Annotated in this window: 17 protein-coding genes; 11 read left to right on the top strand and 6 right to left on the bottom strand. The window is 70.1% G+C overall.

All coding sequences use genetic code 11. The features are described from left to right. Positions 1–2: 2 nt before the first annotated feature. Complete coding sequence (locus tag ACIBK1_RS11985; RefSeq protein ID WP_030505772.1) at positions 3–1,529, bottom strand: long-chain-fatty-acid--CoA ligase; 1,527 nt, start codon at positions 1,527–1,529, stop codon at positions 3–5. Between the two features lie 147 nt (positions 1,530–1,676). Between ACIBK1_RS11985 and ACIBK1_RS11980 the strand changes: the two genes are divergently transcribed. Then, positions 1,677–2,945 (top strand): cytochrome P450, encoded by a 1,269-nt coding sequence (locus ACIBK1_RS11980; protein WP_396734346.1) that lies wholly within the window; start codon positions 1,677–1,679, stop codon positions 2,943–2,945. Positions 2,946–2,954: 9 nt separating this feature from the next. On the opposite strand, the gene ACIBK1_RS11975 is transcribed toward ACIBK1_RS11980, so the two are convergent. Next, positions 2,955–3,374, bottom strand: a complete 420-nt coding sequence (locus ACIBK1_RS11975) for a hypothetical protein (RefSeq protein ID WP_030505770.1) — start codon at positions 3,372–3,374, stop codon at positions 2,955–2,957. A 98-nt stretch (positions 3,375–3,472) separates the two neighbouring features. On the opposite strand from ACIBK1_RS11975, the gene ACIBK1_RS11970 reads away from it, so the two are divergent. The 4 genes from ACIBK1_RS11970 to ACIBK1_RS11955 all read left to right on the top strand — a co-directional run bounded on the left by ACIBK1_RS11970 (position 3,473) and on the right by ACIBK1_RS11955 (position 6,640). Then, positions 3,473–4,462 carry a GlxA family transcriptional regulator gene (locus tag ACIBK1_RS11970; RefSeq protein WP_357314775.1) on the top strand — a complete coding sequence of 330 codons (990 nt, stop codon included), beginning with the start codon at positions 3,473–3,475 and terminating at the stop codon, positions 4,460–4,462. Positions 4,463–4,496: 34 nt separating this feature from the next. Beyond that, a complete protein-coding gene (locus ACIBK1_RS11965) occupies positions 4,497–4,925 on the top strand; it encodes a hypothetical protein (RefSeq protein WP_396734342.1) in 429 nt (142 codons plus the stop codon). Beyond that, positions 4,922–5,290, top strand: a complete 369-nt coding sequence (locus ACIBK1_RS11960) for a hypothetical protein (RefSeq protein WP_363532697.1) — start codon at positions 4,922–4,924, stop codon at positions 5,288–5,290. The genes ACIBK1_RS11965 and ACIBK1_RS11960 overlap by 4 nt, the downstream gene beginning before the upstream one ends. Positions 5,291–5,356: 66 nt before the next feature. Next, positions 5,357–6,640, top strand: coding sequence for a cytochrome P450 (locus tag ACIBK1_RS11955; RefSeq protein WP_363532700.1), 1,284 nt, complete (start codon positions 5,357–5,359; stop codon positions 6,638–6,640). Between the two features lie 27 nt (positions 6,641–6,667). Here ACIBK1_RS11955 and ACIBK1_RS11950 read toward each other — a convergent pair whose 3' ends face one another. Beyond that, a complete protein-coding gene (locus tag ACIBK1_RS11950) occupies positions 6,668–8,203 on the bottom strand; it encodes a hypothetical protein (protein WP_396734338.1) in 1,536 nt (511 codons plus the stop codon). A 438-nt stretch (positions 8,204–8,641) separates the two neighbouring features. Here ACIBK1_RS11950 and leuS point away from each other — a divergent pair, with 438 nt between their 5' ends. The 3 genes from leuS to ACIBK1_RS11935 all read left to right on the top strand — a co-directional run bounded on the left by leuS (position 8,642) and on the right by ACIBK1_RS11935 (position 16,279). Next, positions 8,642–11,104: a leucine--tRNA ligase gene (leuS, locus tag ACIBK1_RS11945; protein ID WP_396734335.1), complete on the top strand. Its 2,463-nt coding sequence runs from the start codon at positions 8,642–8,644 to the stop codon at positions 11,102–11,104. A gap of 81 nt (positions 11,105–11,185) precedes the next feature. Next, positions 11,186–14,386 carry a S41 family peptidase gene (locus tag ACIBK1_RS11940; RefSeq protein WP_396734332.1) on the top strand — a complete coding sequence of 1,067 codons (3,201 nt, stop codon included), beginning with the start codon at positions 11,186–11,188 and terminating at the stop codon, positions 14,384–14,386. Between the two features lie 216 nt (positions 14,387–14,602). Continuing rightward, positions 14,603–16,279 (top strand): cellulase family glycosylhydrolase, encoded by a 1,677-nt coding sequence (locus ACIBK1_RS11935; protein WP_030505763.1) that lies wholly within the window; start codon positions 14,603–14,605, stop codon positions 16,277–16,279. 9 nt (positions 16,280–16,288) lie between these two features. On the opposite strand, the gene ACIBK1_RS11930 is transcribed toward ACIBK1_RS11935, so the two are convergent. Together ACIBK1_RS11930 and lexA are read right to left on the bottom strand one after the other, a co-directional pair. Then, the gene (locus ACIBK1_RS11930; protein WP_396734328.1) at positions 16,289–17,383 is read right to left on the bottom strand and encodes a MalY/PatB family protein; all 1,095 of its coding nucleotides are present in this window, start codon (positions 17,381–17,383) and stop codon (positions 16,289–16,291) included. 87 nt (positions 17,384–17,470) lie between these two features. Beyond that, positions 17,471–18,187: a transcriptional repressor LexA gene (gene lexA, locus ACIBK1_RS11925; protein WP_167538760.1), complete on the bottom strand. Its 717-nt coding sequence runs from the start codon at positions 18,185–18,187 to the stop codon at positions 17,471–17,473. Positions 18,188–18,620: 433 nt separating this feature from the next. On the opposite strand from lexA, the gene nrdR reads away from it, so the two are divergent. The 3 genes from nrdR to ACIBK1_RS11910 all read left to right on the top strand — a co-directional run bounded on the left by nrdR (position 18,621) and on the right by ACIBK1_RS11910 (position 23,963). Then, the gene (nrdR, locus tag ACIBK1_RS11920; protein WP_030505760.1) at positions 18,621–19,085 is read left to right on the top strand and encodes a transcriptional regulator NrdR; all 465 of its coding nucleotides are present in this window, start codon (positions 18,621–18,623) and stop codon (positions 19,083–19,085) included. Positions 19,086–19,204: 119 nt separating this feature from the next. After that, positions 19,205–22,141, top strand: a complete 2,937-nt coding sequence (locus tag ACIBK1_RS11915) for a vitamin B12-dependent ribonucleotide reductase (protein ID WP_396734325.1) — start codon at positions 19,205–19,207, stop codon at positions 22,139–22,141. Between the two features lie 472 nt (positions 22,142–22,613). Then, on the top strand, positions 22,614–23,963 hold the full coding sequence (locus tag ACIBK1_RS11910) for a glycoside hydrolase family 30 protein (protein ID WP_030505758.1): 1,350 nt from the start codon (positions 22,614–22,616) through the stop codon (positions 23,961–23,963). A 136-nt stretch (positions 23,964–24,099) separates the two neighbouring features. Here ACIBK1_RS11910 and ACIBK1_RS11905 read toward each other — a convergent pair whose 3' ends face one another. Beyond that, positions 24,100–24,618 carry a hypothetical protein gene (locus ACIBK1_RS11905; protein ID WP_051761204.1) on the bottom strand — a complete coding sequence of 173 codons (519 nt, stop codon included), beginning with the start codon at positions 24,616–24,618 and terminating at the stop codon, positions 24,100–24,102. Positions 24,619–24,826: the final 208 nt, after the last annotated feature.

Here is a 24,826-nt window from a genome sequence, read left to right as displayed (position 1 = left end):
CGTTACCGCAGCTCGCGCTTGAGGATCTTGCCGGTGGCGGTCATCGGCAGGGACTCGCGGAACTCCACGATCCGCGGGTACTTGTAGGCCGCCATCGTCTCCCGGCACCACGCCACCAGTTCCTCCTCGGTGGTCGTGGCGCCGGGCTTGCGGATGACGTACGCCTTGACCTCCTCGCCGTGGGAGTCGTGGGGCACCCCGACGACCGCGGCGAGCGAGACGGCCGGATGGGTCATGAGGACCTCTTCGATCTCCCGGGGATAGACGTTGAAGCCGCCTCGGATGATCATGTCCTTGGCCCGGTCGACGATGAAGTAGTAGCCGTCCTCGTCGCGCCGGGCCACGTCGCCGGTGCGGAACCAGCCGTCCTTCATGACCTGGGCCGTCGCCTCGGGCCGGTTGTAGTAGCCCTTCATGATGTTGTGGCCGCGGACGGCGATCTCGCCGATGTCGTCGGCCGTGTTCCACTCGGCGTCGACCAGCTTCATCTCCACGCCCCAGATCGGCGTGCCGATCGAGCCGGCCTTCGCGGGCCTGCCCGGCTGGTTGAACGAGGCCACGGGCGCGGTCTCCGACAGGCCGTACCCCTCCAGGATGTCCACGCCGAACGTCGCGCCGAAGTCCTTGAGCACCTCGACCGGCAGCGCCGAGCCGCCGGAGGCCGCCGTCACCAGGGAGGACGGCACCTCGGCCGCCCCGGCGTGCACGGCGGTGAGCATGGCCCAGTACATGGTCGGCACGCCCGCGAACAGCGTCACCTTCTCCCGCTTCATCAGCGTGAGGGCCTCGGCCGGCTCGAAGCGCGGCATCAGCACGAGCGTGCCGCTGCGCCGGAACCCGGCGTTCATCAGCACCGTCTGCCCGAAGGAGTGGAACAGCGGCAGCGCGACGAGATAGGTGTCGTCCCCCTGCCGGGGGAACATCGCGTCGCTGACGAGGGCGTTCATGACCATGTTCTGGTGGGTGAGCTCGGCGCCCTTCGGCTGGCCGGTGGTGCCGCTCGTGTAGAGGATCACCGCCGTGTCGTCGGCGGAGGTCTGCACGGTCTCGAACTCGCCGGACACACCGTCGAGGGCCGCCCACAGCGTCTCGCCGAGCTCGGACTCGGTGGCGAACGGGGTGGCCGGCAGCACGAAGAAGTGCTCGGCGCGCTCGGCGCCGGCGAAGCCGGCCCGGCCCCGCTCGCCCAGCGGCAGTTCCGGCGAGCCCTCGAAGCAGAAGAAGGCCGTGGCGTCGGAGTCGTCCAGGTGATAGGTGATCTCCCTGGCCTGCAGCAGCACGTTCAGCGGGACGACGGTCGCACCCGTCTTGAGGATCCCGTAGTAGACGAACGGGAAGTACGGGACGTTGGGGCAGGCCAGCGCCACCTTGTCGCCCCTGCCGATGCCGCGCGAGACCAGCAGGTTGGCGACCTGGTTGGCGACGGTGTTCACGAGCGAGTACGGCAGGCGCATGTCGCCGAAGACGACCGCGGTGGCGTCGGGCTTCTCCCGTGCGCTGTCTTCCAGCACGACGGCCAGGTTGAGCATCGCCGCTCCCTCTTCTATCGGACCCTCGGTCCATACCAACCGGTAGGTACCTCAGCGTAACGGCTCGGGGAGTGGAATTTGAGGGTCCGGTTACAAGGGCGTTCTCGACCCTTGACGATGCTGTGCCCCCGCACAAGAGTGGGCGTTATGGACACGGCTGCCGACCTGTCCCACATCCCGTTCTGGGGGCTGCCCCAGGCCGAGCGGCACGAGGCGTTCCGCCGCCTGCGCGCGCTCGACCACCCCGCCTTCTTCCGCGAGAACAAGATCCCCTTCATCGGTCACGGCGCCGGTTACTACGCGCTGGTGCGGCACGCCGACGTGACCGGGGCCAGCCGCGACCCCGCCGTCTTCAGCAGCGAGCCGACGGCCAACAGCGTCCCGGACATGCCGCGCTGGCTGGCGGTCTACTTCGGCTCCATGATCAATATGGACGATCCCCGGCACGCCCGGCTGCGGCGGATCGTCTCGCGGGCGTTCACCCCGCGCATCCTGGCCAAGATGGAGGAGGACCTGGGCCGGGCCGCCCGGGAGATCGTCGGCGAGGCCGTCCGGGAGGGGCCGGGCGACTTCGTCACTCAGATCGCCGCCCGATTACCCGTACGGGTGATCTGCGACATGATGGGCATCCCGGCCGAGCACCACGACCGGGTGCTGCGCCGTACGAACACGATTCTGGCCAACGCCGACTCCGAATATTCGGGCGTCGCCGTGGACCCGTCCCGGCCGGACGGCTCCTTCGGCCGCTGGACCACGGCCCGGGGCCTGGCGGCGCTGCTGCGAGCCGGGCACGACCTGAACGCGCTGGCCCGCCGCCTGGCCGGGGAGCGCCGCCGCCGGCCCACCGACGACCTGACCAGCATGCTCGTGCACGGCGAGGAACACCTGACCGCCCAGGAACTCGGCTCGTTCTTCATCCTGCTGGTCGTCGCGGGCAGCGAGACGACCCGCAACGCCATCGCCCACGGGCTCAAACTGCTCACCGACCACCCCGGCCAGCGCGCGCTGCTTCTGGAGGACTTCGACGGGCGCATCGCGGGCGCCGTGGAGGAGATCGTCCGCTACTCCAGCCCCGTCATCCAGTTCCGGCGCACCGTGACACGGGACCACACGATGAACGGCCACGACTACCGCGCGGGCGACAAGGTCCTGCTGTTCTACAACTCGGCGAACCGGGACGAGGCGGTCTTCCGCGATCCCGACGTCTTCGACATCACCCGCAGTCCCAACCCCCACGTCGGCTTCGGCGGCCACGGCCCCCACTACTGCCTGGGCGCCCACCTCGCCCGCCGGGAGATCACCGTGATGTTCCGCGAGCTGTTCGGCCGCATGCCCGCCATCCGATCCGTGGGCGAGCCGTCCTACCTGCTGTCCAACTTCATCAACGGCGTCAAGCACATGAGCTACCGCTTCTGAACGCCGGCGTCAGTGCGCGTACTCGTCGCGGCGCCGGAACATGGCCGCCAGCATCAGCGGGAACATCGCGACGTGGGCCGCGACCATCAGGGCCATGCCGTCGATCAGGCCCAGCCACAGGAGCGGGAACAACGGCACGACCGGGACGAACATCGCCCCGCACATCTCCAGGACCGGAGCCCAGGCGTGCCCGCGCACCCGCATCCAGACGGCCATGCCGGCCGACATGTCGAACGCCATCAGCAGATAGGCGAGCTCGGGATCGCGGGCGTACGAGGGGGCGATCCCCAGAGCGGACCACAGCAGGCCGAGCGCGAACATCCCCGCGAACATCGCGACGATCATCTCGATGTAGTGCAGGGCGAAACGACCCCATCGCCGTGTGGCGGTGCGGCGACCGGTGTGCCTTACAGGCGTGGTGTCAGTCATGGCCCAACTGTCCGGGCGGCCCGCGACCGCGCCAAGGAGCGAGACGGGGACGGGTCCGAAATCTTGGGGTCTCCGTCCGTCCGGCCTACAGTTGTCTCATGATCCAGCGGCGCGTGGTGGTCGTCGGATATCACGCGGCGGAGCTCGTGGACATCGCGTGTGTGACGTCAAGCCTGATCATGGCGAACGCGTACGGCGCGTCCCCGTGCTACGACGTGTGCCTGGCCACCCCCTCGGGTCTGCCCGTCACCTGCGGCAGCGGGTTGACGCTGCAGGGGCAGCAGGCGCTCGAACGCGTCACGGGGCCGCTGGACACGCTTGTCGTTTCCGGGGGAATCGGGCACGAGGAGGCGGCGGCCAACCGGGTCATCGTCGGGCACGTCCGGCGGCTGGCGCGGGAGAGCCGCCGCGTCGCGTCGGTGTGCACGGGCGCGGCGGTGCTGGCCGCCGCCGGCCTGCTCGACGGGCGGCGTGCCACCACGCACTGGCAGTTCGCGCACACGCTCGCCGCACGCCACCCGGAGATCGACGTCGACTCCCGCCCGATCTTCATCCGCGACGGCAACGTCACCACCGCCGCCGGCGTCACCAGCGCGCTGGACGTCACGCTCGCTTTCATCGAGGAGGACCACGGCCCGGCCCTCGCCAGGCAGGTGGCCCGCAACTTGGTGACCTACCTGCAACGACCCGGCAACCAGGCGCAGATGAGCATGTTCACCGAGGGCCCGCCGCCCGGCGACGGCCTGGTCAAGCGCGTCGTCGACCATGTCACCGGCCGTCCCGACGCCGACCTGTCCACCGCCGCCCTGGCGGCCGGCGCGGGTGTGAGCGAGCGCCACCTGACCCGGCTGTTCCTCAAGCACACGGGCCAGACGCCGGGCCGGTTCGTGCGCCGGGCCCGCGCCGAGGCCGCCGCCCACCTGCTCGCCTCCACGTCGCTGCCGATGACCGCGATCGCGGTCCGCTGCGGCTTCGGGACCGCCGAGGCCCTCCGCCTGGCGTTCGTCGACCTGTACGGCGTCCCGCCCTCGCGCTACCGCTCGACGCAGGCGACCGCGTTGCCGTCCTCCTTCACAAACGACAAGTGACGATTCTGTCGGTGCCGGCTGCAATGGTGGCGGCGTGGTCTACTTCGTCTACCGCAGCGTCTACGAGGGGCCGTCCGGCCGGCTCGTCCGGCACTTCCCCGACGCAACCGTGCTCGACTGGTTCCGCAGGGTGTGGGACGACGCCGCCTCGCAGGACGCGTACGAGTGGGTGGAGCGCGAACTCGGCGCGAACGTCTACGGTCTGCACACCATCTTCGAGACCGGCCTGCCGACCCCCCGCACCCATGGCGAGTTGCGCCGGTTGCTCAAGGAGCACCTGTACGTCGAGAGAACGCTGCGGGTGGACCGGCACAGCGTGCGGGTGCTCACGCCACCTTCAACAGCGTGGGGGGTTCATGGCCGGATGCGTTCCCGGGCGTACGGCTGCCGGGGCTCGCGGCGGCCCTGCGCGCGGCGGATACCCATGAGCTGTCCGGCGAGTTGCGTGCCCTGCGCGCATTGATCGCCCCCGGTGAGGAGGAGATCGCGTCCGCACTGGAGCGCTGCAACCGCTGGGGGCCTCTGGAGGAGTGGCCGCCCGAGATCAGTGCTCCGCACTACCGGGCGCACGAACACGCGCTGCGGCTGCTGGAGGACTTCGTCCCGGCGGACGGACGTGACCCGGGTCGCACGCTCATCCGATGCGACGGTCACCTGGCCCAGATGGCGATCCACATGGACGAAGGTTCCGGTTATCGGCAGTGGTTCCTCTTCGACGACGTCTGGGCCGCTGCACATCCCGAGATGGCCGCGTCACTGATGCGGTTCGGTGCGCACTGGGATCCGCGCTGCCGGCGCAGGCATGCCCGCCTGACCCACTGTGGCTGAACCGGCAGGTGTGGCAGACTGGCAACCGAATGTGGTTCTAGTCACTCGGAAGGGCCGGCCCCCACCATGACGACACAGCCGACGGAGCCCACGGGGCGCACGCCCATCACCTCGGCGGCGGACATCGACCTGAACGACTGGGACTTCTGGGGCCGCCCGGACGAGGAGCGGGAGCACGCGTTCCGGCTGCTGCGCGACCTGGACAAGCCGGCCTTCTTCCCCGAGCCCGAGTTCAGCCTGGGCGGCGTCACCGGGCCGGGTTACCATGCGCTCGTCAGGCACGCCGACATCCTGGAGGCCAGCCGCAACCCCGAGGTCTTCTGCTCGGGCGACGGCGGGGCCACCAACATCCCCGACCTGCCGGCGGAGTTCGCCGAATACTTCGGCTCGATGATCAACATGGACGACCCGCGGCACGCGCGCCTGCGGCGGATCGTCTCGCGCGCCTTCACCCCGAGGATGATCAAGCAGTTCGAGTCCGACGTCGATGTCGCCGCCTCGCGCATCGTGGACGAGCTGCTGGAGACCGGCTCCGGCTGTGACTTCGTCACCGAGGTGGCCGCCAAGCTGCCCCTGAAGATCATCTGCGACATGATGGGCATTCCGGAGAAGGACTACCAGTTCGTCTTCGACCGCTCGAACATCGTCCTCGGCGCCACCGATCCCGAGTACGTCAGCGAGCGTGCGGACATCGCCCACGCGCTGCTCACCGCGGGGATGGAGCTGCAGCAGCTCGTCCAGGACCTGGCCGCGCTGCGGATGCAGACGCCCACCGACGACCTCACCTCGTCCCTGGTCAACGCCAACATCGACGGGGAGCGGCTGACCGCACAGGAGCTCGGCTCGTTCTTCATCCTGCTCGTCGTGGCGGGCAACGAGACCACCCGCAACGCCATCTCCCACGGCATGCGGCTGCTCACGCTCAACCCGGAGCAGCGCCGGCTGTGGCTGGAGGACTTCGAGGGCCGGGCGCCGCGCGCGATCGAGGAGATCGTCCGGCTGGCCGCGCCGGTCAACTACATGCGCCGCAAGGTCACCCGCGACCACGAGATGAACGGCAATCTCTACCGCGAGGGTGAGAAGGTCCTGCTGTACTACTGGGCGGCCAACCGCGACGAGCGGGTGTTCGACGACCCGCTGCGCTTCGACATCCGGCGCGACCCGAACCCGCACGTCGGCTTCGGCGGCCCGGGTCCCCACTTCTGCCTCGGCGCCCACCTCGCCCGCCGCGAGATCACCGCGATGTTCCGCGAGCTGCTGCGGCGGGTCCCCCAGATCGAGGCGGGCGCGCCGGAGCGCCTGCTGTCCAGCTTCATCAACGGCATCAAGCACATGCCCTGCGAGTTCTGACCCGCCGGACCCGGGCCCGGCCGGTGGTCAGCCGAGGGGCTTGATCGACCGGAAGACCGTGTTGATGTCGGGGAGCAGCTCGTCCTTGAGCTCGGGCACGGCCATGTAGACGATCGTGGGAAGGTCGGCGCCGGTGTTCACGGCCGCGATCACGACCGTGGTGGTCGCGCCGTCGGCGGTCACCTTGTAGGCCGCCGCCAGCCCGGTGAGGTTGTTGCGCGTCAGGCGCTGCTGGGCGACCTTGGCGATCTTGTTGTCCTTGGGGAACTGCGTCTGCCGCGCCCGGTACATCACCGCGTTGATCACGGGTCCCAGGCTGCTGGGTGTGGTGTACTTCGCGGCCAGCGACTGCGACAGGGGGCCCGACATCACCGCGGCGAACTCGCGCTTGCCCTTGGTCGTCATGCCGGCCGGCACGTACTGCCTGCTGGTGAAGCCGTACGCCGCCTTGGTCTGAGCCGGGTCGGCGTCCGCCTGCCAGGGGCCGCCGAGCTTGGGCAGCGTGATGCGGCCGGCGGTGTCGGTGAGCACGCCGTTGACCGGGGAGGCCGTGCCCTTGTAGACGGGCAGCCGTGACGCGGTCTGCGTTTGCGGCTTGGTCGTGGCGCCGGTCTTGACGGGGGTCGGCTTCGCCGACGTCGCCGCCTCGGCCGCGTCGCCGGAGCTGAGCGGCCCGGCGGCGAACGCCCACACGAGCACCCCGACGAGCGCGGCGACGACCGAGGCAACCAGCGCGTACAGCCAGACCGGCCGGCCGGGCTCGTCTTCGTACTCGTCGATGGCCTGGTAGTTCTCCCCGAACACCGTGTTCCACAGCTCCTGCTGCCGGTGTGCGGGAGGCGTCTTGGGCCCGCTGATCTGTCCCGCCGTCACGAACGGCCGGTACGGGTCCTCCGGCTGGGGCTGGGGCTGGGAGTGGTGCGGCTGGGGCGGCGCGGTGGTGGCGGAGGGCGGCGCGGTGGAGGCGAGCGGGGCGGACTCGGCGTACGAACGCACCGAAGGAGTGAACGGAGCCGAGGGCCGGGGGTGCTCCGGGCCGCCGGGGAACGGGCGGCCCCCGTGCGGACCGGGCTGCCCCTGGCCGGGTCCCTGCCCCTGCCCCTGGCCGGGTCCGAATCCCTGCCCGGGGCCCTGCCCCTGGCCGGGCGCCTGTCCCTGGCCGGGGCCGAATCCCTGTCCCTGTCCGGGTCCGTATCCCTGTCCGTGTCCCTGGCTCTGCCCCTGACCCGGGTGCCGGTACTGCTCCTGACCGGGGCCCGCGGCGCCCGGCGCGCCGTACGCCGGCGCGGGGCCGCCGAAACTCTCCGCTGCGCCGAAGCCCTCGGACCCGCTGTAGCCGTCCCGCGTGAAGGCGGGGAAGGACCGCTCCGGGGCCGTGCCGGGAGGCGGGCCCGCCATGGTCGCGGTCGCGTCCGCGGCCTGCTGTGGCTGCTGGTGGGGCGCCCCCTCGACGAAGGACCGGACGGTCGGGGTGAAGGACGAGGACGGAGGCGCCTCGGGCCATGCGGGCGGCATCTCCGGCCACGACGGCTCCCGCTGGTGTTCGCTGCGGTCCGTGGGCACGGTACCTCCCGAGATCATGCCCGAATTAGGGGTGCCTGGCATGATCTCATGCGAGCCGGGGGCTGCCGCAGCGAAACCGCGGAATGCCTCACGGAACTGCTCACCCGTGGGGTCGGTGGGCGGGTCCTGCATCGGCAAATCCGCGGGCGGAAAAGAGTTGGCCACGGCAGCACAGTAGGGGAATGGACATAAGAGCCCACAACGGAACTATCACCATCGTGTATCGCGCTCTGACACGCGAGGTCAGCCCGCAAGATCGATCGGCGACCCGGTTGCGGTCTGCGCTACGCTTGACACGCGTGCCGCCACCCTGCTGAGCGGGCAGCCACCTCGGAGCGCGAGAGCGCGGAGACGGGGCCGCCTCGACAGTGACGCGGGGACCTGCCCCCGGCGGGCGCCATCATCTGTGTGATTCCAGCCGCCTGGCGAGGAGTGGAAGTGGACGACCCGGTGTACGACCCGCAGGCGCTGCAGGCCAAGTGGCTGCCGCGGTGGGAGGAGCTGAACCCCTTCGCGGCGGTCGAGGACCTCGCGGACACCAGGCCGCGCAAGTACATGCTCGACATGTTCCCCTACCCCTCCGGCGACCTCCACATGGGGCACGGCGAGGTCTTCGCCATCGGCGACGTCGTCGCGCGCTACTGGTTCCAGAAGGGCTACAACGTCCTGCACCCGATCGGGTGGGACTCCTTCGGCCTGCCCGCGGAGAACGCGGCCATCAAGCGCAACGCCCACCCCGCCGAGTGGACGTACAAGAACATCGAGACCCAGGCGAACTCGTTCAAGCGGTACGCCATCTCCTTCGACTGGTCGCGGCGCCTGCACACCAGCGACCCGGAGTACTTCCACTGGAACCAGTGGCTGTTCACCCGCTTCTACGAGCGGGGCCTGGCCTACCGCAAGGGCGGCCTGGTCAACTGGTGCCCGCAGGACCAGACCGTGCTCGCCAACGAGCAGGTCGTGGCGGGCAAGTGCGAGCGCTGCGGCGCCGACGTCGTCCGCCGCGAGCTGACGCAGTGGTACTTCAAGATCACTGACTACGCCGACCGGCTGCTCGACGACATGGCGCAGCTGGAGGGCGGCTGGCCGGATCGCGTGCTGACGATGCAGCGCAACTGGATCGGCCGCTCCACCGGGGCGGACGTCCAGTTCCGGATCGAGGGCCGGGACGAGCCCGTCACCGTCTACACCACGCGTCCCGACACCCTGTACGGCGCGACGTTCTTCGTGGTGGCCGCCGACGCCCCGCTGGCCGAGGAGATCGTCGCCGCCGACCGGCGTGAGGCGCTGGCCGCCTACCGCGCCGAGGTCGCCAAGCTCTCCGACATCGAGCGGCTGTCCACGGAGAAGGAGAAGACCGGCGTCTTCCTCGGCGTGTACGCGATCAACCCGGTCAACGGGGAGCGCATCCCGGTCTGGGCGGCCGACTACGTGCTGTCCGACTACGGCCACGGCGCGATCATGGCGGTGCCGGCGCACGACCAGCGCGACCTCGACTTCGCCCTGAAGTTCGGCCTGCCGGTGCAGGTCGTCGTGCACACCGGCCTGGCCGACCCCGGCGAGACCGGCGTCGCCACCGCGGGCGAGGGCAGCCTGGTCAACTCGGGCCCGCTGGACGGGCTGACGAAGGCCGAGGCGATCCAGAAGATCATCGAGGTCTTGGAGGAGCGCGGCACCGGCAGAGCCGCGGTGAACTACCGGTTGCGCGACTGGCTGCTGTCGCGGCAGCGGTTCTGGGGCACGCCCATCCCGATCATCCACTGCCTGGACTGCGGCGAGGTTCCGGTCCCCGACGACCAGCTCCCGGTCACGCTGCCCGACCTGCGCGGCGCCGACCTCCAGCCCAAGGGCGTCTCGCCGCTGGCGAGCGCCGCCGACTGGGTCAACGTCGCCTGCCCCAAGTGCGGCGGCCCCGCCCAGCGGGACACCGACACGATGGACACCTTCGTCGACTCGTCGTGGTACTACCTGCGTTACTGCGACCCGCACTTCGACGGTGGGCCGTTCGACGTCGAGAAGGTCCGCAAGTGGGGGCCGATCGACCAGTACGTCGGCGGCGTGGAGCACGCGGTGCTCCACCTGCTCTACTCCCGGTTCTTCACCAAGGTCCTGTACGACATGGGCATGGTCGGCTTCACCGAGCCGTTCCTGCGCCTGCTCAACCAGGGCCAGGTGATCAACCAGGGCAAGGCGATGTCCAAGACGCTGGGCAACGGCGTGGACCTCGGCCAGCAGATCGACGCGTACGGCGTGGACGCCGTGCGGCTGACCATGGTCTTCGCCGGGCCGCCGGAGGACGACATCGACTGGGCCGACGTCTCGCCGGCGGCGTCGCAGAAGTTCCTCGCCCGCGCGTTCCGCGTGATGGCCGAGGCCGGTGCGGCGTCCGCCCCGGGGATCGACCTCTCCGGCGGCGACGTCGAGCTGCGCAAGGTCACCCATCGGACCATCGACGAGGTGACCAAGCTCGTCGAGAGCTACCGCTTCAACGTCGCGGTGGCCCGCATGATGGAGCTGACCACGGCCGCCCGCCGGGCGATCGACGGCGGGCCCGGCGCGGCCGACCCCGCCGTCCGCGAGGCCGCAGAGACCCTGGCGATCATGCTGTCGCTGGTCGCGCCGTACGTCGCGGAGGAGGGCTGGGAGCGGCTCGGGCACACGCCGTCGGTTGCGAAGGCCGGCTGGCCCGAGGCCGACCCGGCGCTGCTGGTCCAGGAGTCGGTCACGGCCGTGGTGCAGGTGGCGGGCAAGGTCCGCGACCGGCTGGAGGTCTCCCCGGGCATCTCCGAGGCAGACCTGCAGGCCCTGGCCCTGGCGTCGGACAAGGTCCGGCCCTACCTCGACGGCGAGCCGCGCAAGGTGATCGTGCGCGCGCCCAAGCTCGTCAACATCGTCCCCTAACGGGTCGCCCCGGCTCCGCCGTACCAGGAACGAACCTGTCCGGTACGGCGGAGCCGTCGCCGTTCGGCATAAGGTGCGGATGTGGCGAACGGTGCGTACCTGAGATTCCCCCATCTGAACGGCGACCTCCTCACCTTCGTGGCGGACGACGACGTCTGGCTGGCACCCACGGGCGGCGGCAGGGCCTGGCGGTTCACGGCCGACCGGGTCGAGGTCTCGCGCCCCCGGTTCTCCTCCGACGGCGCCCGCATCGCCTGGACGAGCACCCGCGAGGGCGAGCCCGAGGTGTTCGCCGCCGAGTTGGACGGCGGCGAGGGCGAGCGGCTCACGCACTGGGGCAACGCCAAGACGGGCGTGTGCGGCTGGACCGAGGACGGGAACGTGCTGGCGGTCACCGCCGCGGGCCACGGCTCACGGTCCCGGCTGTGGGCCCACGCGGTTCCGCTGGACGGCGGCCCGGCGACGGCCCTGCCGTACGGCAGGGTCAGCGAGGCCGCGGTCAGCGGCGCCAGGGTGGCGACCGTGTCGGCGGTGTGGCGCGAGCCGTCGCAGTGGAAGCGATACCGGGGCGGCACCGCGGCCAAGATCTGGGTGGACGCCACGGGCGACGGCGAGTTCACCCGCCTGTTTGCCGGCAATCCCGCACAGCACTGGTCGGTCATGTGGGTGGGGGAGCGGCTGGCCTTCCTCGCCGACACCGACGGCGACGGCAACCTCTACTCCTGCCTGCCCGACGGCTCGGACCTGCGGCAGCACACCACGCACCGCGGCTTCTACGCGCGCCACGCCGCGACGGACGGCTCCCGCGTCGTCTACAGCCTCGGCGGCGACCTGTGGCTGCTGGAGAGTCTGGACGCGGAGCCGTACAGGCTGGACATCACCCTGAGCGGGCCGCGTCCGGCCAGGGCCAGGCGGCCCGCGCCGAACGACGTCGGCGGCTTCGCGCCGGACCGCACTGGGCGGGCGAGCGTGGTCGAGATCCGGGGCACCGCCCACTGGCTGACCCACCGTGACGGCCCCGCGGGCACGCTGCGCGCCGAGCCCGGCGTCCGGGTGCGGCTGCCGCGGCCGCTGGGCTCCTCATCCCATCCGCAGGCCGGCCGGGCCGTCTGGGTGTCGGACGCCTCCGGCGAGGACGCGCTGGAGATCGGCACGCCCGGCGGTGAGATCCGCACGCTGGCCGCCGGGCAGCTCGGCCGGGTGCTCGACCTGGCCGCCGCGCCGAACGGCGAGCACGCCGCGGTCGCCACGCACGACGGGCGGCTGCTGGTGGTGGACCTCGACTCCGGGAACGTCCGCGAGGTGGACCGCACCACCCACGGCGACGTTCGGCACCTCACGTTCTCGCCGGACTCGGCCTGGCTCGCGTGGGCGCACGCCTACCAGCCCTGGCGCTGCCACCTGAAGCTCGCCCGGGTGGACGGCAGCACCGCGATCGAGGTCACCCCGCCGCGCTTCAACGACTACTGTCCGTCCTTCACGATGGACGGCAAGCACCTGGCCTTCCTGTCCGACCGCACGTTCAACCCGGTCTACGACAGTCACGTCTTCGACCTGTCGTTTCCCGCCAGTTGCCGGCCGTACCTGGTGCCGCTCAAGGCCACGACGCCCTCGCCGTTCGATCCCTCCCTGGCCGGCCGCGGCTTCGGCGGAGACGACGACGCGGGCCCGGACCCCCAGAACGCACAGCACACAGAGAGCACCCAGAACGCCAAGAACGACGCCAAGTCCGACCCGCCGCCCGTGACCGAGGTGGACGCCGAGGGACTGGCGGCCCGGATCGTGCCCGTGCCGGTGCCCGCCGGCATCTACTCGAACCTGCGCGCCGCCAAGGGCGGCCTGCTGTGGCTGCGTCACCCGCTCACCGGCGAGCTCGGCGACGGCACCGAGCCCGGCGATCCGGTCCTCGAACGCTACGACCTGGTCAAGCGCAAGGTCGTCGAGCTGAGCAGGGAGTTCGGGGCCTTCGAGGTCAGCGGCGACGGCACGCGGCTGGTGGCCACCGGGGAGCACGGCCTGCAGACCCGGGCCACCGGGGAGGACGACGAGGTCGTCACCGTCGACCTGGACCGCGTGGCCGTGACCGTCGACCCGGTCGCCGAGTGGCGGCAGGCCTACAACGAGGCCGGGCGGCTCATGCGCGACCACTTCTGGCGGGCGGACATGAACGGTGTGGACTGGCCGGGCACGCTCGGCCGCTACGCCCCCCTCGTCGAGCGGATCGGCGCCTACTCCGAGCTGATCGACCTGCTCTGGGAGGTCCAGGGCGAGCTGGGCACCTCCCACGCGTACGCGCGGCCCGTCGGCGCCGGCGGCGATCCCCGGCGCCGCCAGGGCCTGCTCGGCGCCGACCTCGCCCGGGACGAGAACGGGGTGTGGCGGATCGGCCGCATCCTGCCGGGGGAGTCCTCCGACCACGAGGCCCGCTCGCCGCTGCTCGCGCCCGGCGTCGCCGTCCGGGAGGGCGACGCGATCGTCGCCGTGGGCGGGCGCCCGGTGGATCCGGTCCGCGGGCCGCTGGCGCTGCTGTCCGGGATGGCGGGGCGGCCCGTGGAGCTGACCGTACGGCCCGGCTCCGGCGGCGAGACCCGCCGGGTCGTCGTCAGGCCCGTCGCCGACGAGACGGTGCTGCGCTACCACGACTGGGTGGCCGGACGGCGGGCGTTCGTGCGTGAGGCGTCGGGCGGGCGGCTCGGCTACTTACACGTGCCGGACATGATGTCGACCGGGTGGGCGCAGTTCCACCGGGATCTGCGTGCCGAGATGGACTGCGACGCGCTCGTCGTGGACGTCCGCGACAACGGCGGCGGTCACGTGTCGGAGCTGGTGCTGGAGAAGCTGCAGCGACGGGTGACCGGGTGGCAGCTCAGCCGGGGATATGAGCCGGCGCGCTACCCCGAGGACGCGCCGCGCGGGCCCGTCGTGGCCGTCACCGACGAGTTCGCGGGGTCGGACGGGGACATCGTCAGCGCCGGGATCAAGAACCGCGGCATCGGGCCGCTCGTGGGCACGCGGACCTGGGGCGGTGTGATCGGCATCGACTCGCGCTACTGGCTCGTGGACGGGACCGTCGTCACGCAGCCGCGCTACTCGTTCTGGCTGGAGGGCGAGGGGTGGGGCGTCGAGAACCACGGTGTCGAGCCGGACGTCGAGGTCGTCACGACGCCGCAGGATCTGGTCGCGGGGCGGGATCCGCAGCTGGCGCGGGCCGTGGAGCTGGCCCTGGCCGCGCTTGAGGAGCGGCCGCCGGCCGCCCCGCCGGAGTTGCCGCCGCTGCGGTGACCCGGGGGGCCGAAGCTCGTCGGCATCGTGCCGTGACGGGACGTTGACGATGGCCTGGCCTACCGGACAAAATTACGCCCGAGCCACAAACTAGTCATATCGATGTAGGCGTGCGGTCAGGGCATGCCGCGACCACCACCGCTCCGGCGGTGGTCTGGGGTGCGCGCCTGACCGAATGGCTCGCCGTCGGCGTGCGCCCCGCGTGGGAGGCACGTCTTGTACAGACGAATTCTCGGCGGGCTGGCGACCGCCGCCGCCATGGCGGCGACCGTGCTCGTCGTCACCGGGTCGCCGGCGAACGCCGCCGGCACGGGCACCGGCTACCTGCACACCAGCGGGAACAAGATCGTCGACAGCACCGGCGCCACCGTCCGGCTGACCGGCATCAACTGGTTCGGCATGGAGACCGACAACAAGACCTTCCACGGGTTGTGGGCGAACAACCCGTGGAAGAGCCAGCTCGACCTCATGGCGAGCCTGGGCTACAACACCATCCGGGTGCCGTTCTCCGACGACGCGCTGAAGCCGGGTGCGCAGGCGACCAGCGTCAACACCTACTCCAACCCCGACCTGATCGGCCTGTCCCCGCTGCAGATCCTCGACAAGGTCGTGGACTACGCGGGCCAGAAGGGCATGCGGATCATCCTCGACCGGCACCGGCCGACCAGCGCGGGCCAGACGGCGCTGTGGTACACCTCGGGCGTTCCCGAGTCGACCTGGATCAGCAACTGGAAGTCACTGGCCCAGCACTACGCGGGCAACACCACCGTCATCGGGGCCGACCTGCACAACGAGCCGCACGCCGACGGCACCAACCCGAACGCGACCGGCTCCTGCTGGGGCTGCGGCGACGAGTCGCGCGACTGGCGCCTGGCGGCCGAGCGCGCCGGCAACGCCATCCTGTCCGTGCAGCCCAACTGGCTGATCTTCGTGGAGGGCGTGAGCTGCCCGAGCGGCGGCCTGTCCAACGTCTGGGACAACGACACCAGCAACGACGAGGACTGCGGCTGGTGGGGCGGCAACCTCACCAAGGCCGGGCAGTACCCGGTGCGGCTCAACGTGGCCAACCGTCTCGTCTACTCGCCCCACGAGTACGCCACCTCGGTCTTCCACCAGACATGGTTCGACGACCCGTCGTACCCGGCCAACATGCCGGCCATCTGGGACAAGTACTGGGGCTACCTGTACAAGCAGAACATCGCGCCGATCATGGTGGGCGAGTTCGGCACCACGCTGGCCAGCAACATCGACAAGGTCTGGCTCCAGGAGCTCATGAAGTACATGGGCAGCGGGGTGAACGGCATGTCGTTCACCTACTGGTCGTGGAACCCCAACTCGGGTGACACGGGCGGCATCCTGAAGGACGACTGGGCGACGGTCGACCAGGCCAAGCAGAGCATCATCTCGCCTTACCTGATCCCGCCGACGGGCGGCGGCAACCCCACGCCGCCGGTGTCGCCGTCGGCCTCGCCCTCACCGAGGGTTTCCCCGTCGGTCTCACCGTCACCCTCTCCGTCGGCCTCGCCGAGGGTGTCCCCGTCGCCCTCTCCCTCCGCGTCGCCGTCGGCGTCTCCTTCGTCGCCGGGCGGGAAGACCTGCACCGCCACCTACAAGGTCGCCAACCAGTACCCCGGCGGCTTCCAGGGTGAGGTCACGGTCAACGCGGGTTCCTCGGCCATCTCGGGCTGGACCGTGAAGTGGGCCTTCCCGAACGGCCAGAGCATCAGCCAGCTCTGGAACGGCACGCTCAGCGCGAGCGGGTCGAACGTCACGGTGACGAACATGTCCTACAACGGCACGCTGGCCGCCGGGGCCTCGACCATGTTCGGCTTCAACGGCAGCTGGTCCGGCAGCAACGGCGTTCCGTCCACGGTGACCTGCACGGCGAGCTGAGCGGGCGCCTCACGTCAGTGCGGCGGCGATCCTGGACAGGATCTCCTCCAGGATCGCCGCCGACGTCGCGAAGTTGAGGCGGGCGAAGGTGTCGCCGCCTCCGTAGTTCGGGCCCGGGTTGAGTTTGACCCGGGCCTCCCGCTCAAGGAAGTGCGCCGCGCCGGGCACGCCGAAGTCGAGCCAGGCGAGATAGGTGGCTTCGGGCATGCGGTACCCCACCGAGGGGAGCCGCTCGGCGATGCGCCTGCGGTTGCGGTCCAGGATCGCCAGCACCTCCTCGAGCCACGCGTCGCCGTGCCGCCACGCCGCGACCGTGGCCTCCACACCGAGAACGCTGGGCGCCCCGTAGATGTGGGCGGGCTGGCGGCCGAGCGTGGCCCTGGCGTCCTTCGCGCCGATGTGGGCCACCGAGCAGTGCAGTCCGCCCATGTTGAAGGCCTTGCTGGCGGAGGTCAGCGTGACCGTGCGCTCCGGCAGGATCGTGGCGAACGGGATGTGCCGGGCAGGGGCGTACGTCAGGTCGGCGTGGATCTCGTCGGAGATCACCAGAGTGCCGTGCCGGTCGGCGTACGTCGCGATGGCCTCGAGCTCCTCACGGGTGAACGAACGGCCCGACGGGTTCTGCGGGTTGACCAGCAGGAGCACCCGGACGGGCTCACCGGGCACCTCGAACCTGCCGTCGGCCGTCAGCGGCATGGGCACCAGGCGGCGGTTCATCGCGGTGATCGTGGTGAGGAAGGGGTCGTAGGCCGGAACGTGCAGCGCCACCGCGTCGCCGGGGTCGGTCATGACGTGCAGCAGCACCTGGAGGGCCTGGTTGAGGTCGGTGTAGGACCGCACGTGTGCCGGATCGGCTCGCCAGCCGTACCGCGTCTCCATGCGCTCGGCGAACGCCTCCGCCAGGGGCCCGGCGGTGGGCTCCTCCAGCCAGGCGGGATAGCCGAGGTCTGTGGCGGCACGTCTCGCGATCGCCTCCGTGACCGCCTCGGGCACGGGGAAGTCCATGTCGGCGACCCAGGCGGGGATGACGCCGGACGCGGCGCGGGCCCATTTGATTCCGTCACGACGGCGGGCCGCATCCAGAGACAGTGAGTCGAGTTTCACCCGACTCACCCTAATTGCCGGTAAGTGACCGCCTGGAAGGCGGCCGCCGCGCCCCGCGGTGCCTCGTGCCGCGGGGCGCCGGCGCGGCTACAGCTTGCGCAGGACCGCCGTGACCTTGCCGAGCACGGTGGCCTCGTCGCCCGGGATCGGCTCGTAGTTGGGGTTGTGCGGCACCAGCCACACGTGCCCGTCCTTGCGCTTGAACGTCTTCACGGTGGCCTCGCCGTCGATCATCGCGGCCACGATGTCGCCGTTGTCGGCGACCGGCTGTTGCCGCACCACAACCCAGTCGCCGTCGGCGATGGCGGCCTCGATCATCGAGTCGCCGGAGACCTGGAGCAGGAACAGCGTGCCCTCGCCCACGAGCTGCTTGGGCAGCGCGAACACGTCCTCGATGCTCTGCTCGGCGAGGATGGGGCCACCGGCGGCGATGCGGCCGACCAGCGGCACGTAGGCCGCGGTGGGCCGGTTGAACCCGGCCTCCTCCTCGGAGGTGGCGTCCGGGTCCACCCACAGCACCGGCTCGCCCGGCAGCCGGACCTCCAGGGCCCGGGGCCGATGGGGATCACGCCGGAGGTAGCCCTTACGCTGGAGCGCCGTGAGCTGGTGCGACACGCTGGAGGTGCTGGTCAGCTGGACCGCTTCCCCGATCTCCCGCATGGACGGCGGATAGCCGCGCTGCTGGACCGAGTCGCGGATGACCTCGAGGATCTTCCGCTGCCTGGGGGTGAGGCCAAGCGAGTCGCGCCTGCGAACCGCGAGGTCGCTGACGCCATCCGCTTGCTCACTTCGGTCACTCACGATGCCACCTCTCAATCCGTGTTCCTCATGTCGCACAGAGCGACCGTACCGCGATTCAAGATCACCGTCAAACAATTGTTCGATATCCAGCGAAATCGCCGATCTCGCCGTCCACCTCATCGTACGGGAGTTCGATCGATCCCGTGTTCGATTTACCCGATCTTCTCTGGCCGCCGTACGCCCAGGTCAGAAGCCGTACGGAAATCGGCCCGGGAAAGGCGCGCAAAGGGCCTGTTCCGCAACGGCCGGGGCAGTTGATGCGGCCGTGACAGGAGGCGCGACACGCGCGCCGAGCAGGAACTTCCACGCCCGCGGCCGGTTCGACTTGCGTTCAAGGTCGGGCGCTCCTACGGTTGGACCACAACATCTAGTAGTCACATCGGTGTAAGTTCACCACACCTTGTGTTCCGGGATGTGCGTTCAGGGAGGCGATGAAGTGCACTGTCCGTTCTGTCGCCACCCGGACACCCGGGTCGTCGACAGCCGTGCGGCCGAGGACGGGTCGGCGATCCGCCGCCGGCGCACCTGTCCCGAGTGCGGGCGCAGATTCACCACGCAGGAGACCGTACTGCTGATGGTGAGCAAGCGCAGCGGGGTCACCGAGCCGTTCTCCCGGGAGAAGGTCATCGCCGGCGTACGGCGGGCCTGTCAGGGACGCCCGGTAAGCGAGGACTCCCTCGCCCAGCTCGGGCAGCGCGTCGAGGAGAGCATCCGGGGCACCGGCGCGGCCGAGATCGCCTCGCACGAGGTGGGCCTGGCCATCCTGGGCCCGCTCCGCGACCTCGACGAGGTGGCCTACCTGCGCTTCGCGTCGGTCTACCGCAGCTTCGAGACGCTGGCGGACTTCGAGGCGGAGATCGAGCGGCTCCGCGCGGCCCACAGCACGGTCGGCGAGGAGTAGGCGCCTTCCGGGGGACCGGGACGAGGCGGGCGGCGGCGCGCGACGGCGCGGCGCGACGATGTGGTTATAACGAGCGTGGTCGGAGAAGGGGCTCCATCGGGCCCTGGGAGGGGGAAGTCATGACGGAGACCGTGAGCGGCACCGTGTCGGGTGTGGGGGGCAGGCCGGGCAAGCGCCCGCGCAAGGGCCTGAAGATGAAGCGCATCTTCACCACCCCGGGGGTGCACCCGTACGACGAGGTCCGCTGGGAGCGGCGCGACGTCGTGATGACGAACTGGCGGGACGGCTCGGTCAACTTCGAGCAGCACGGCGTGGAGTTCCCCGACTTCTGGTCGGTCAACGCGGCCAACATCGTCACCACCAAGTACTTCCGCGGGGCGGTGGGCACCCCGCAGCGCGAGTCGAGCCTCAAGCAGCTCGTCGACCGGGTCGTGGGCGTCTACACCAGGACCGGCGTCGAGAACGGCTACTTCGCCTCCGAGGAGGACGCGGAGATCTTCGACCACGAGCTCAAGCACGCGCTGATCCACCAGACCTTCAGCTTCAACTCCCCGGTGTGGTTCAACGTCGGCACCCGCTCCCCCCAGCAGGTGAGCGCCTGCTTCATCCTGGCCGTGGACGACACGATGGAGTCGATCCTCGACTGGTACAAGGAAGAGGGTGTGATCTTCAAGGGCGGCTCCGGCTCCGGGGTCAACCTCTCCCGCATCCGCTCGTCCAAGGAGCTGCTGTCCAGCGGTGGCACGGCCAGCGGCCCGGTCTCCTTCATGCGCGGCGCCGACGCCTCCGCCGGCACCATCAAGTCGGGCGGCGCGACCCGCAGGGCGGCCAAGATGGTCGTCCTCGACGTGGACCACCCCGACATCGAGGAGTTCATCGAGACCAAGGCGCGCGAGGAGGACAAGATCCGCGCGCTGCGCGACGCCGGGTTCGACATGGACCTCGGCGGCAAGGACATCGTGTCCGTGCAGTACCAGAACGCCAACAACTCGGTGCGGGTCTCCGACGAGTTCATGCGGGCCGTCGAGGACGGCGGGCAGTTCGGCCTGCGGGGCCGGCTGACCGGCGAGGTCATCGAGGAGGTCGAGGCGCGGTCGCTGTTCCGCAAGATGGCCAAGGCCGCCTGGGAGTGCGCCGACCCCGGCCTGCAGTACGACGACACGATCAACGACTGGCACACCTGCCCCGAGACCGGGCGCATCACGGCCAGCAACCCCTGCTCGGAGTACGTCCACCTGGACAACTCCTCGTGCAACCTCGCGTCGATCAACCTGCTGAAGTTCCTGCGCGACGACGACTCCTTCGACGTCGCGACCTTCGTGAAGGTCACCGAGCTGATCATCACCGCGATGGACATCTCGATCACCTTCGCCGACTTCCCGACGCAGAAGATCGCCGAGACCACCCGGGCGTACCGCCAGCTCGGCATCGGCTACGCCAACCTGGGCGCGCTGCTCATGGCGACCGGGCACGCGTACGACTCCGACGGCGGCCGGGCCATCGCGGCCGGGATCACCTCGCTGATGACCGCCGTGTCCTACCGCCGCTCGGCCGAGATCGCCGGGATCGTCGGCCCGTACGACGGCTACCAGCGCAACGCCGAGCCGCACAAGCGGGTCATGCGCAAGCACGCCGCGGCCAACGACGACCTGCGCACGCTCGACGACATGGACAAGGCCCTGCACGGCGAGGCCACCCGGCAGTGGCAGGAGTGCCTCAGGCTCGGTGAGAAGAACGGCTACCGCAACGCCCAGGCGTCGCTGCTCGCCCCGACCGGCACCATCGGCCTGATGATGGACTGCGACACCACCGGCATCGAGCCCGACCTGGCGCTGGTGAAGTTCAAGAAGCTCGTCGGCGGCGGCTCGATGCAGATCGTCAACCAGACGATCCCGCGGGCGCTGCGCCGGCTCGGCTACCTGGAGGAGCAGGTCGAGGCCATCGTCGAGTACATCGCCGAGCACGGTCACGTCGTGGACGCCCCCGGCCTGCGGCCGGAGCACTACGAGGTGTTCGACTGCGCGATGGGCGAGCGGGCCATCGCCCCGATGGGCCACGTCCGGATGATGGCGGCCGTCCAGCCGTTCCTGTCCGGCGCGATCTCCAAGACCGTGAACCTGCCCGAGTCGGCCACGATCGACGACATCGAGCAGGTCTACCTGGAGGGCTGGAAGCTCGGCCTCAAGGCTCTGGCCGTCTACCGCGACAACTGCAAGGTCGGCCAGCCGCTGTCGGTCGCGAAGAAGACCCCCGAGGAGGTCCCCGCCGAGACGGCGGAGAAGGAGCCGATCGTCCAGGTCGTGGAGGTCGCGCGGCCGACCAGGCGGCGGATGCCGAACCAGCGGCCGAGCACCACCACCCGCTTCACCGTGGGCGGCGCCAAGGGCTACATGACCGCCTCGTCCTACCCCGACGACGGTCTGGGCGAGGTCTTCCTCAAGATGTCCAAGCAGGGCAGCACGCTCGCGGGCGTGATGGACGCCTTCTCCGTGGCGATCTCGATCGGCCTCCAGTACGGCGTGCCGCTCGACACGTACGTGCAGAAGTTCGTCAACATGCGCTTCGAGCCGGCGGGCATGACCGACGACCCCGACGTCCGGATGGCGCAGTCCGTGATGGACTACATCTTCCGGCGGCTCGCGCTCGACTACCTGCCGTACGAGGACCGGGCCGCCCTGGGGATCTTCTCCGCCTCGGAGCGGGCCGCGCAGCAGCGCGGCGAGGACCCGGCCGCGCTCCAGGACGTGGACACCGCCGCCCTGGCGCAGTCAGCACCCATCGAGAGCGGGCAGTCCGCGCCCATCGAGAGCGGCAAGGCCGTGCCCGTCGAGAAGGCGCAGCCGGCGCCGGTCGAGGCCAAGCCCGCCGAGGGGCCGTCCGCCGGGCAGGTCGCGCCGGTGGCGGTGCCGGAGCCGCGCCGGGTCGGCGCCTCGCTGGAGAGCCACCAGGGCCGCACGGCGGACGCGCCGCTGTGCATGACCTGCGGCACCAAGATGCGCCCGGCCGGCAGCTGCTACGTCTGCGAGGGCTGCGGCAGCACCAGCGGCTGCAGCTGACCTCGGGTCACACCCCGTGAGCGAAGGGGGCCGGCGGAATCGCCGGTCCCCTTTCTTGCGTGAGATGACCGCAAGGCCCGGGTTCGTCGAAAGTTTCGATCACAATGCGATACTTTCCGCTCCGAGCTGTGAACGGTTCACCGGTGCCCGTCGAGTGTCGTGCGTGCGCCGGTCGGTACCGCACGGCCGGGAGGAGTGTGCACCACAGCCCCAGCACTAGGGCGTTGACCAGGGGAGACGGACCCACATCGCGGGCACTCCTCTCATCGCATGATGAACCGAAATTTTCGGGAAATCTCCGGTTATATTGAGTCAAATCTTTCGGCGTGTTATCTCTGTAAGTGTTCCGATCCGGTGTCGCCCTCGGCCTGAGCCTCCCACCGACTGCTCCACGCCGCGCCGCGGCCACGCGACGCCGGCCCTGTCCCGAGGTGCCTTCGCGGGCGCAACCCCCCTCGACACCGGAGTACCCATGCGTAAACACGCCCTCGCGGCCGCACTGCTCGTCGCTCCACTGATCGGGCAGGCACAGCCGGCGGCCGCGTCGACGGTCACCGTCGACATCGACAACAGCGTGAAATACCAGAAAATCGACGGGTTCGGCGTCTCCACCGCGTTCCGGCGGAACGAGCTGATCAAGGCCCTGCCGGAGGACAAGCAGCAGGAGATCCTCGATCTGTGGTTCAGCCGCGAGAAGGGGGCCGGGCTCAGCATTCTCCGGCTCGGCATCGGAGCGAGGCCGGCGGGCAGCCCCTACGACCAGATGGTCTCGATCCAGCCGGACGACCCGGGCGGCCCGACGGCGCCGCCCAGGTACGTCTGGGACGGCGACGACAACAGCCAGGTCTGGATGGCCAGGGCCGCCCAGAGGTACGGGGTTAACCGCTTCTTCGCCGACGCTTGGAGCGCGCCCGGCTACATGAAGGACAACGGCGACGCGAGGAACGGCGGCACGCTGCTGCCGGAGTGGCAGCGGGCGTACGCGAACTATCTCGTGCAGTACACGAAGTTCTACGCGCGGGAAGGCATCAGGATCACCGACCTGGGCTTCACGAATGAGCCCGACTGGACGGCCGGCTACGAATCCATGCGCTTCACGCCCGAGGAGGCCGCCCGGTTCGTCAAGGTGCTCGGCCCGGTGGCCAGGGCCGCGGGCGTGAACATATTGTGCTGCGACTCGTTCGGCTGGGACCAGGCCAAGACGTACACGCAGGCGATCGAGGCCGACCCCGAGGCCGCCCGCTGGGTGAGGGTGCACAGTGGCCACTCCTACGCCAGCCCCCCGACCTCCCCGCTGCCGACGGACCGCAACACGTGGATGTCCGAGTGGGGCCCCGGCGGCAGCACATGGGACGAGAAGTGGGACGACGGCAGCGGCCAGGACGGCATGACGGTCGCGCAGGCCGTCAACGACGCGCTCACGCTCGGCGGCGTCTCCGGCTACATCTACTGGCTGGGGGCTTCGAGCGGGGCCACCAGGGCGTTCATCCGCATCGACACCACGACGAAGACCTACCAGGTGTCGAAGCGGCTGTGGGCGTTGGCCGCCTACAGCAGGTTCATCAGGCCCGGCGCGGTGCGGCTCGGGGCGACGGCCTCCGACCCCGGCCTGAAGGTCTCCGCGTTCCGCAACGCCGACGGTTCCCGTGTCGTCGAGATCCTCAACGCGGGCACGGACCCCGTCACCTGGGACAAGATCAAGGGCCACGGCCGGGCCAGGGCCTACCTGACCGACGAGAACAACGCGGTGGCCCCCATCCCCCTGCGGGACAAGGGCGTGACGATCGCGCCACGCGCCCTGACGACGATCGTCCTGGACTGAGCCACCCCGCGTAATCGGCGCGCAGCGCCATGAGCACTGCTCGCCGAGGGGTGGCGGGAGAGCCCGCCGCCCCTCGGCTTATGCGTTCAGCGGGCCGGCTGGAAGCGAATCTGTCACTGCGCCGAAAGCAGTCGATTCACACGCGATCGTCATCCTGGTCGCCGCTCGATTTCGGGACACCCAGGTCGGTACGCATCATTGAGCGAAGGCGCTTGTTCTGATTCCAGAACTGGTCGCCATGTATGAAGGCAGCCTCCAGAGAGTCGCTTTCCCGCGTTGCTCCGGATTCCAGCCGCTTGGCCAGCCCGAACCAGGTACTTAGGTGTTCTCGCACGGCGCCTGCGGCGCTTAGGACGTCGTCGGGAGCCGTCATCTGCGCTTCAGCGTGTCTTTCGATGTACAGCCGCCGCGATTCTTCGAGTTCGTCCCGTACGTCATCGTCGGCTTGCCCACGCTGGACCGCGTGCAGGAAGTCGATGATGGCCGCGCGATGCCTTCTGATGGCGATGTTCAGCGCCACATAGCATGCGCGCCGTTGCTCAAGCACCGCCTTGCGTTGGGCGCGCTCGTGCTCTTCCTGCCGCTGGGCTCTACCCAGTTCGAACTCCTGCTGCCTGCTCCGCAGAGCCGTCCGCTGGGAGTAGAGGGACGTCACTACAGCTCCGACTACAGCGATCAGGGAGGTAACAAGGGCTGTGATATTGGCTGTCAAGGTAGCTCCAGGACAGACGAGACGGATTGGGGGAGGAAGAAGCCAATTTATCGGCTTCGGCGGTTGTGGGAGGAGGCGACAGCGGGGTGACTTGTCCAGGTCACCCGCGTGAGGCGCACATACGCGCGGATTGGCCGGACATGGGGCTGAG

The organism is Microbispora rosea (assembly GCF_044460045.1).
GTDB lineage: Bacteria > Actinomycetota > Actinomycetes > Streptosporangiales > Streptosporangiaceae > Microbispora > Microbispora rosea.
This window is presented reverse-complemented; position numbering and strand designations above follow the sequence as displayed.

Bases quoted from the DNA above. Each gene is read 5' to 3' on its own strand.
- ACIBK1_RS11980 (WP_396734346.1), top strand. From the start codon at position 1,677: ATGGACACGGCTGCCGACCTGTCCCACATCCCGTTCTGGGGGCTGCCC.
- ACIBK1_RS11970 (WP_357314775.1), top strand. From the start codon at position 3,473: ATGATCCAGCGGCGCGTGGTGGTCGTCGGATATCACGCGGCGGAGCTC.
- ACIBK1_RS11975 (WP_030505770.1), bottom strand. From the start codon at position 3,374: ATGACTGACACCACGCCTGTAAGGCACACCGGTCGCCGCACCGCCACA.
- ACIBK1_RS11915 (WP_396734325.1), top strand. From the start codon at position 19,205: ATGACGGAGACCGTGAGCGGCACCGTGTCGGGTGTGGGGGGCAGGCCG.
- ACIBK1_RS11985 (WP_030505772.1), bottom strand. From the start codon at position 1,529: ATGCTCAACCTGGCCGTCGTGCTGGAAGACAGCGCACGGGAGAAGCCC.
- ACIBK1_RS11910 (WP_030505758.1), top strand. From the start codon at position 22,614: ATGCGTAAACACGCCCTCGCGGCCGCACTGCTCGTCGCTCCACTGATC.
- ACIBK1_RS11955 (WP_363532700.1), top strand. From the start codon at position 5,357: ATGACGACACAGCCGACGGAGCCCACGGGGCGCACGCCCATCACCTCG.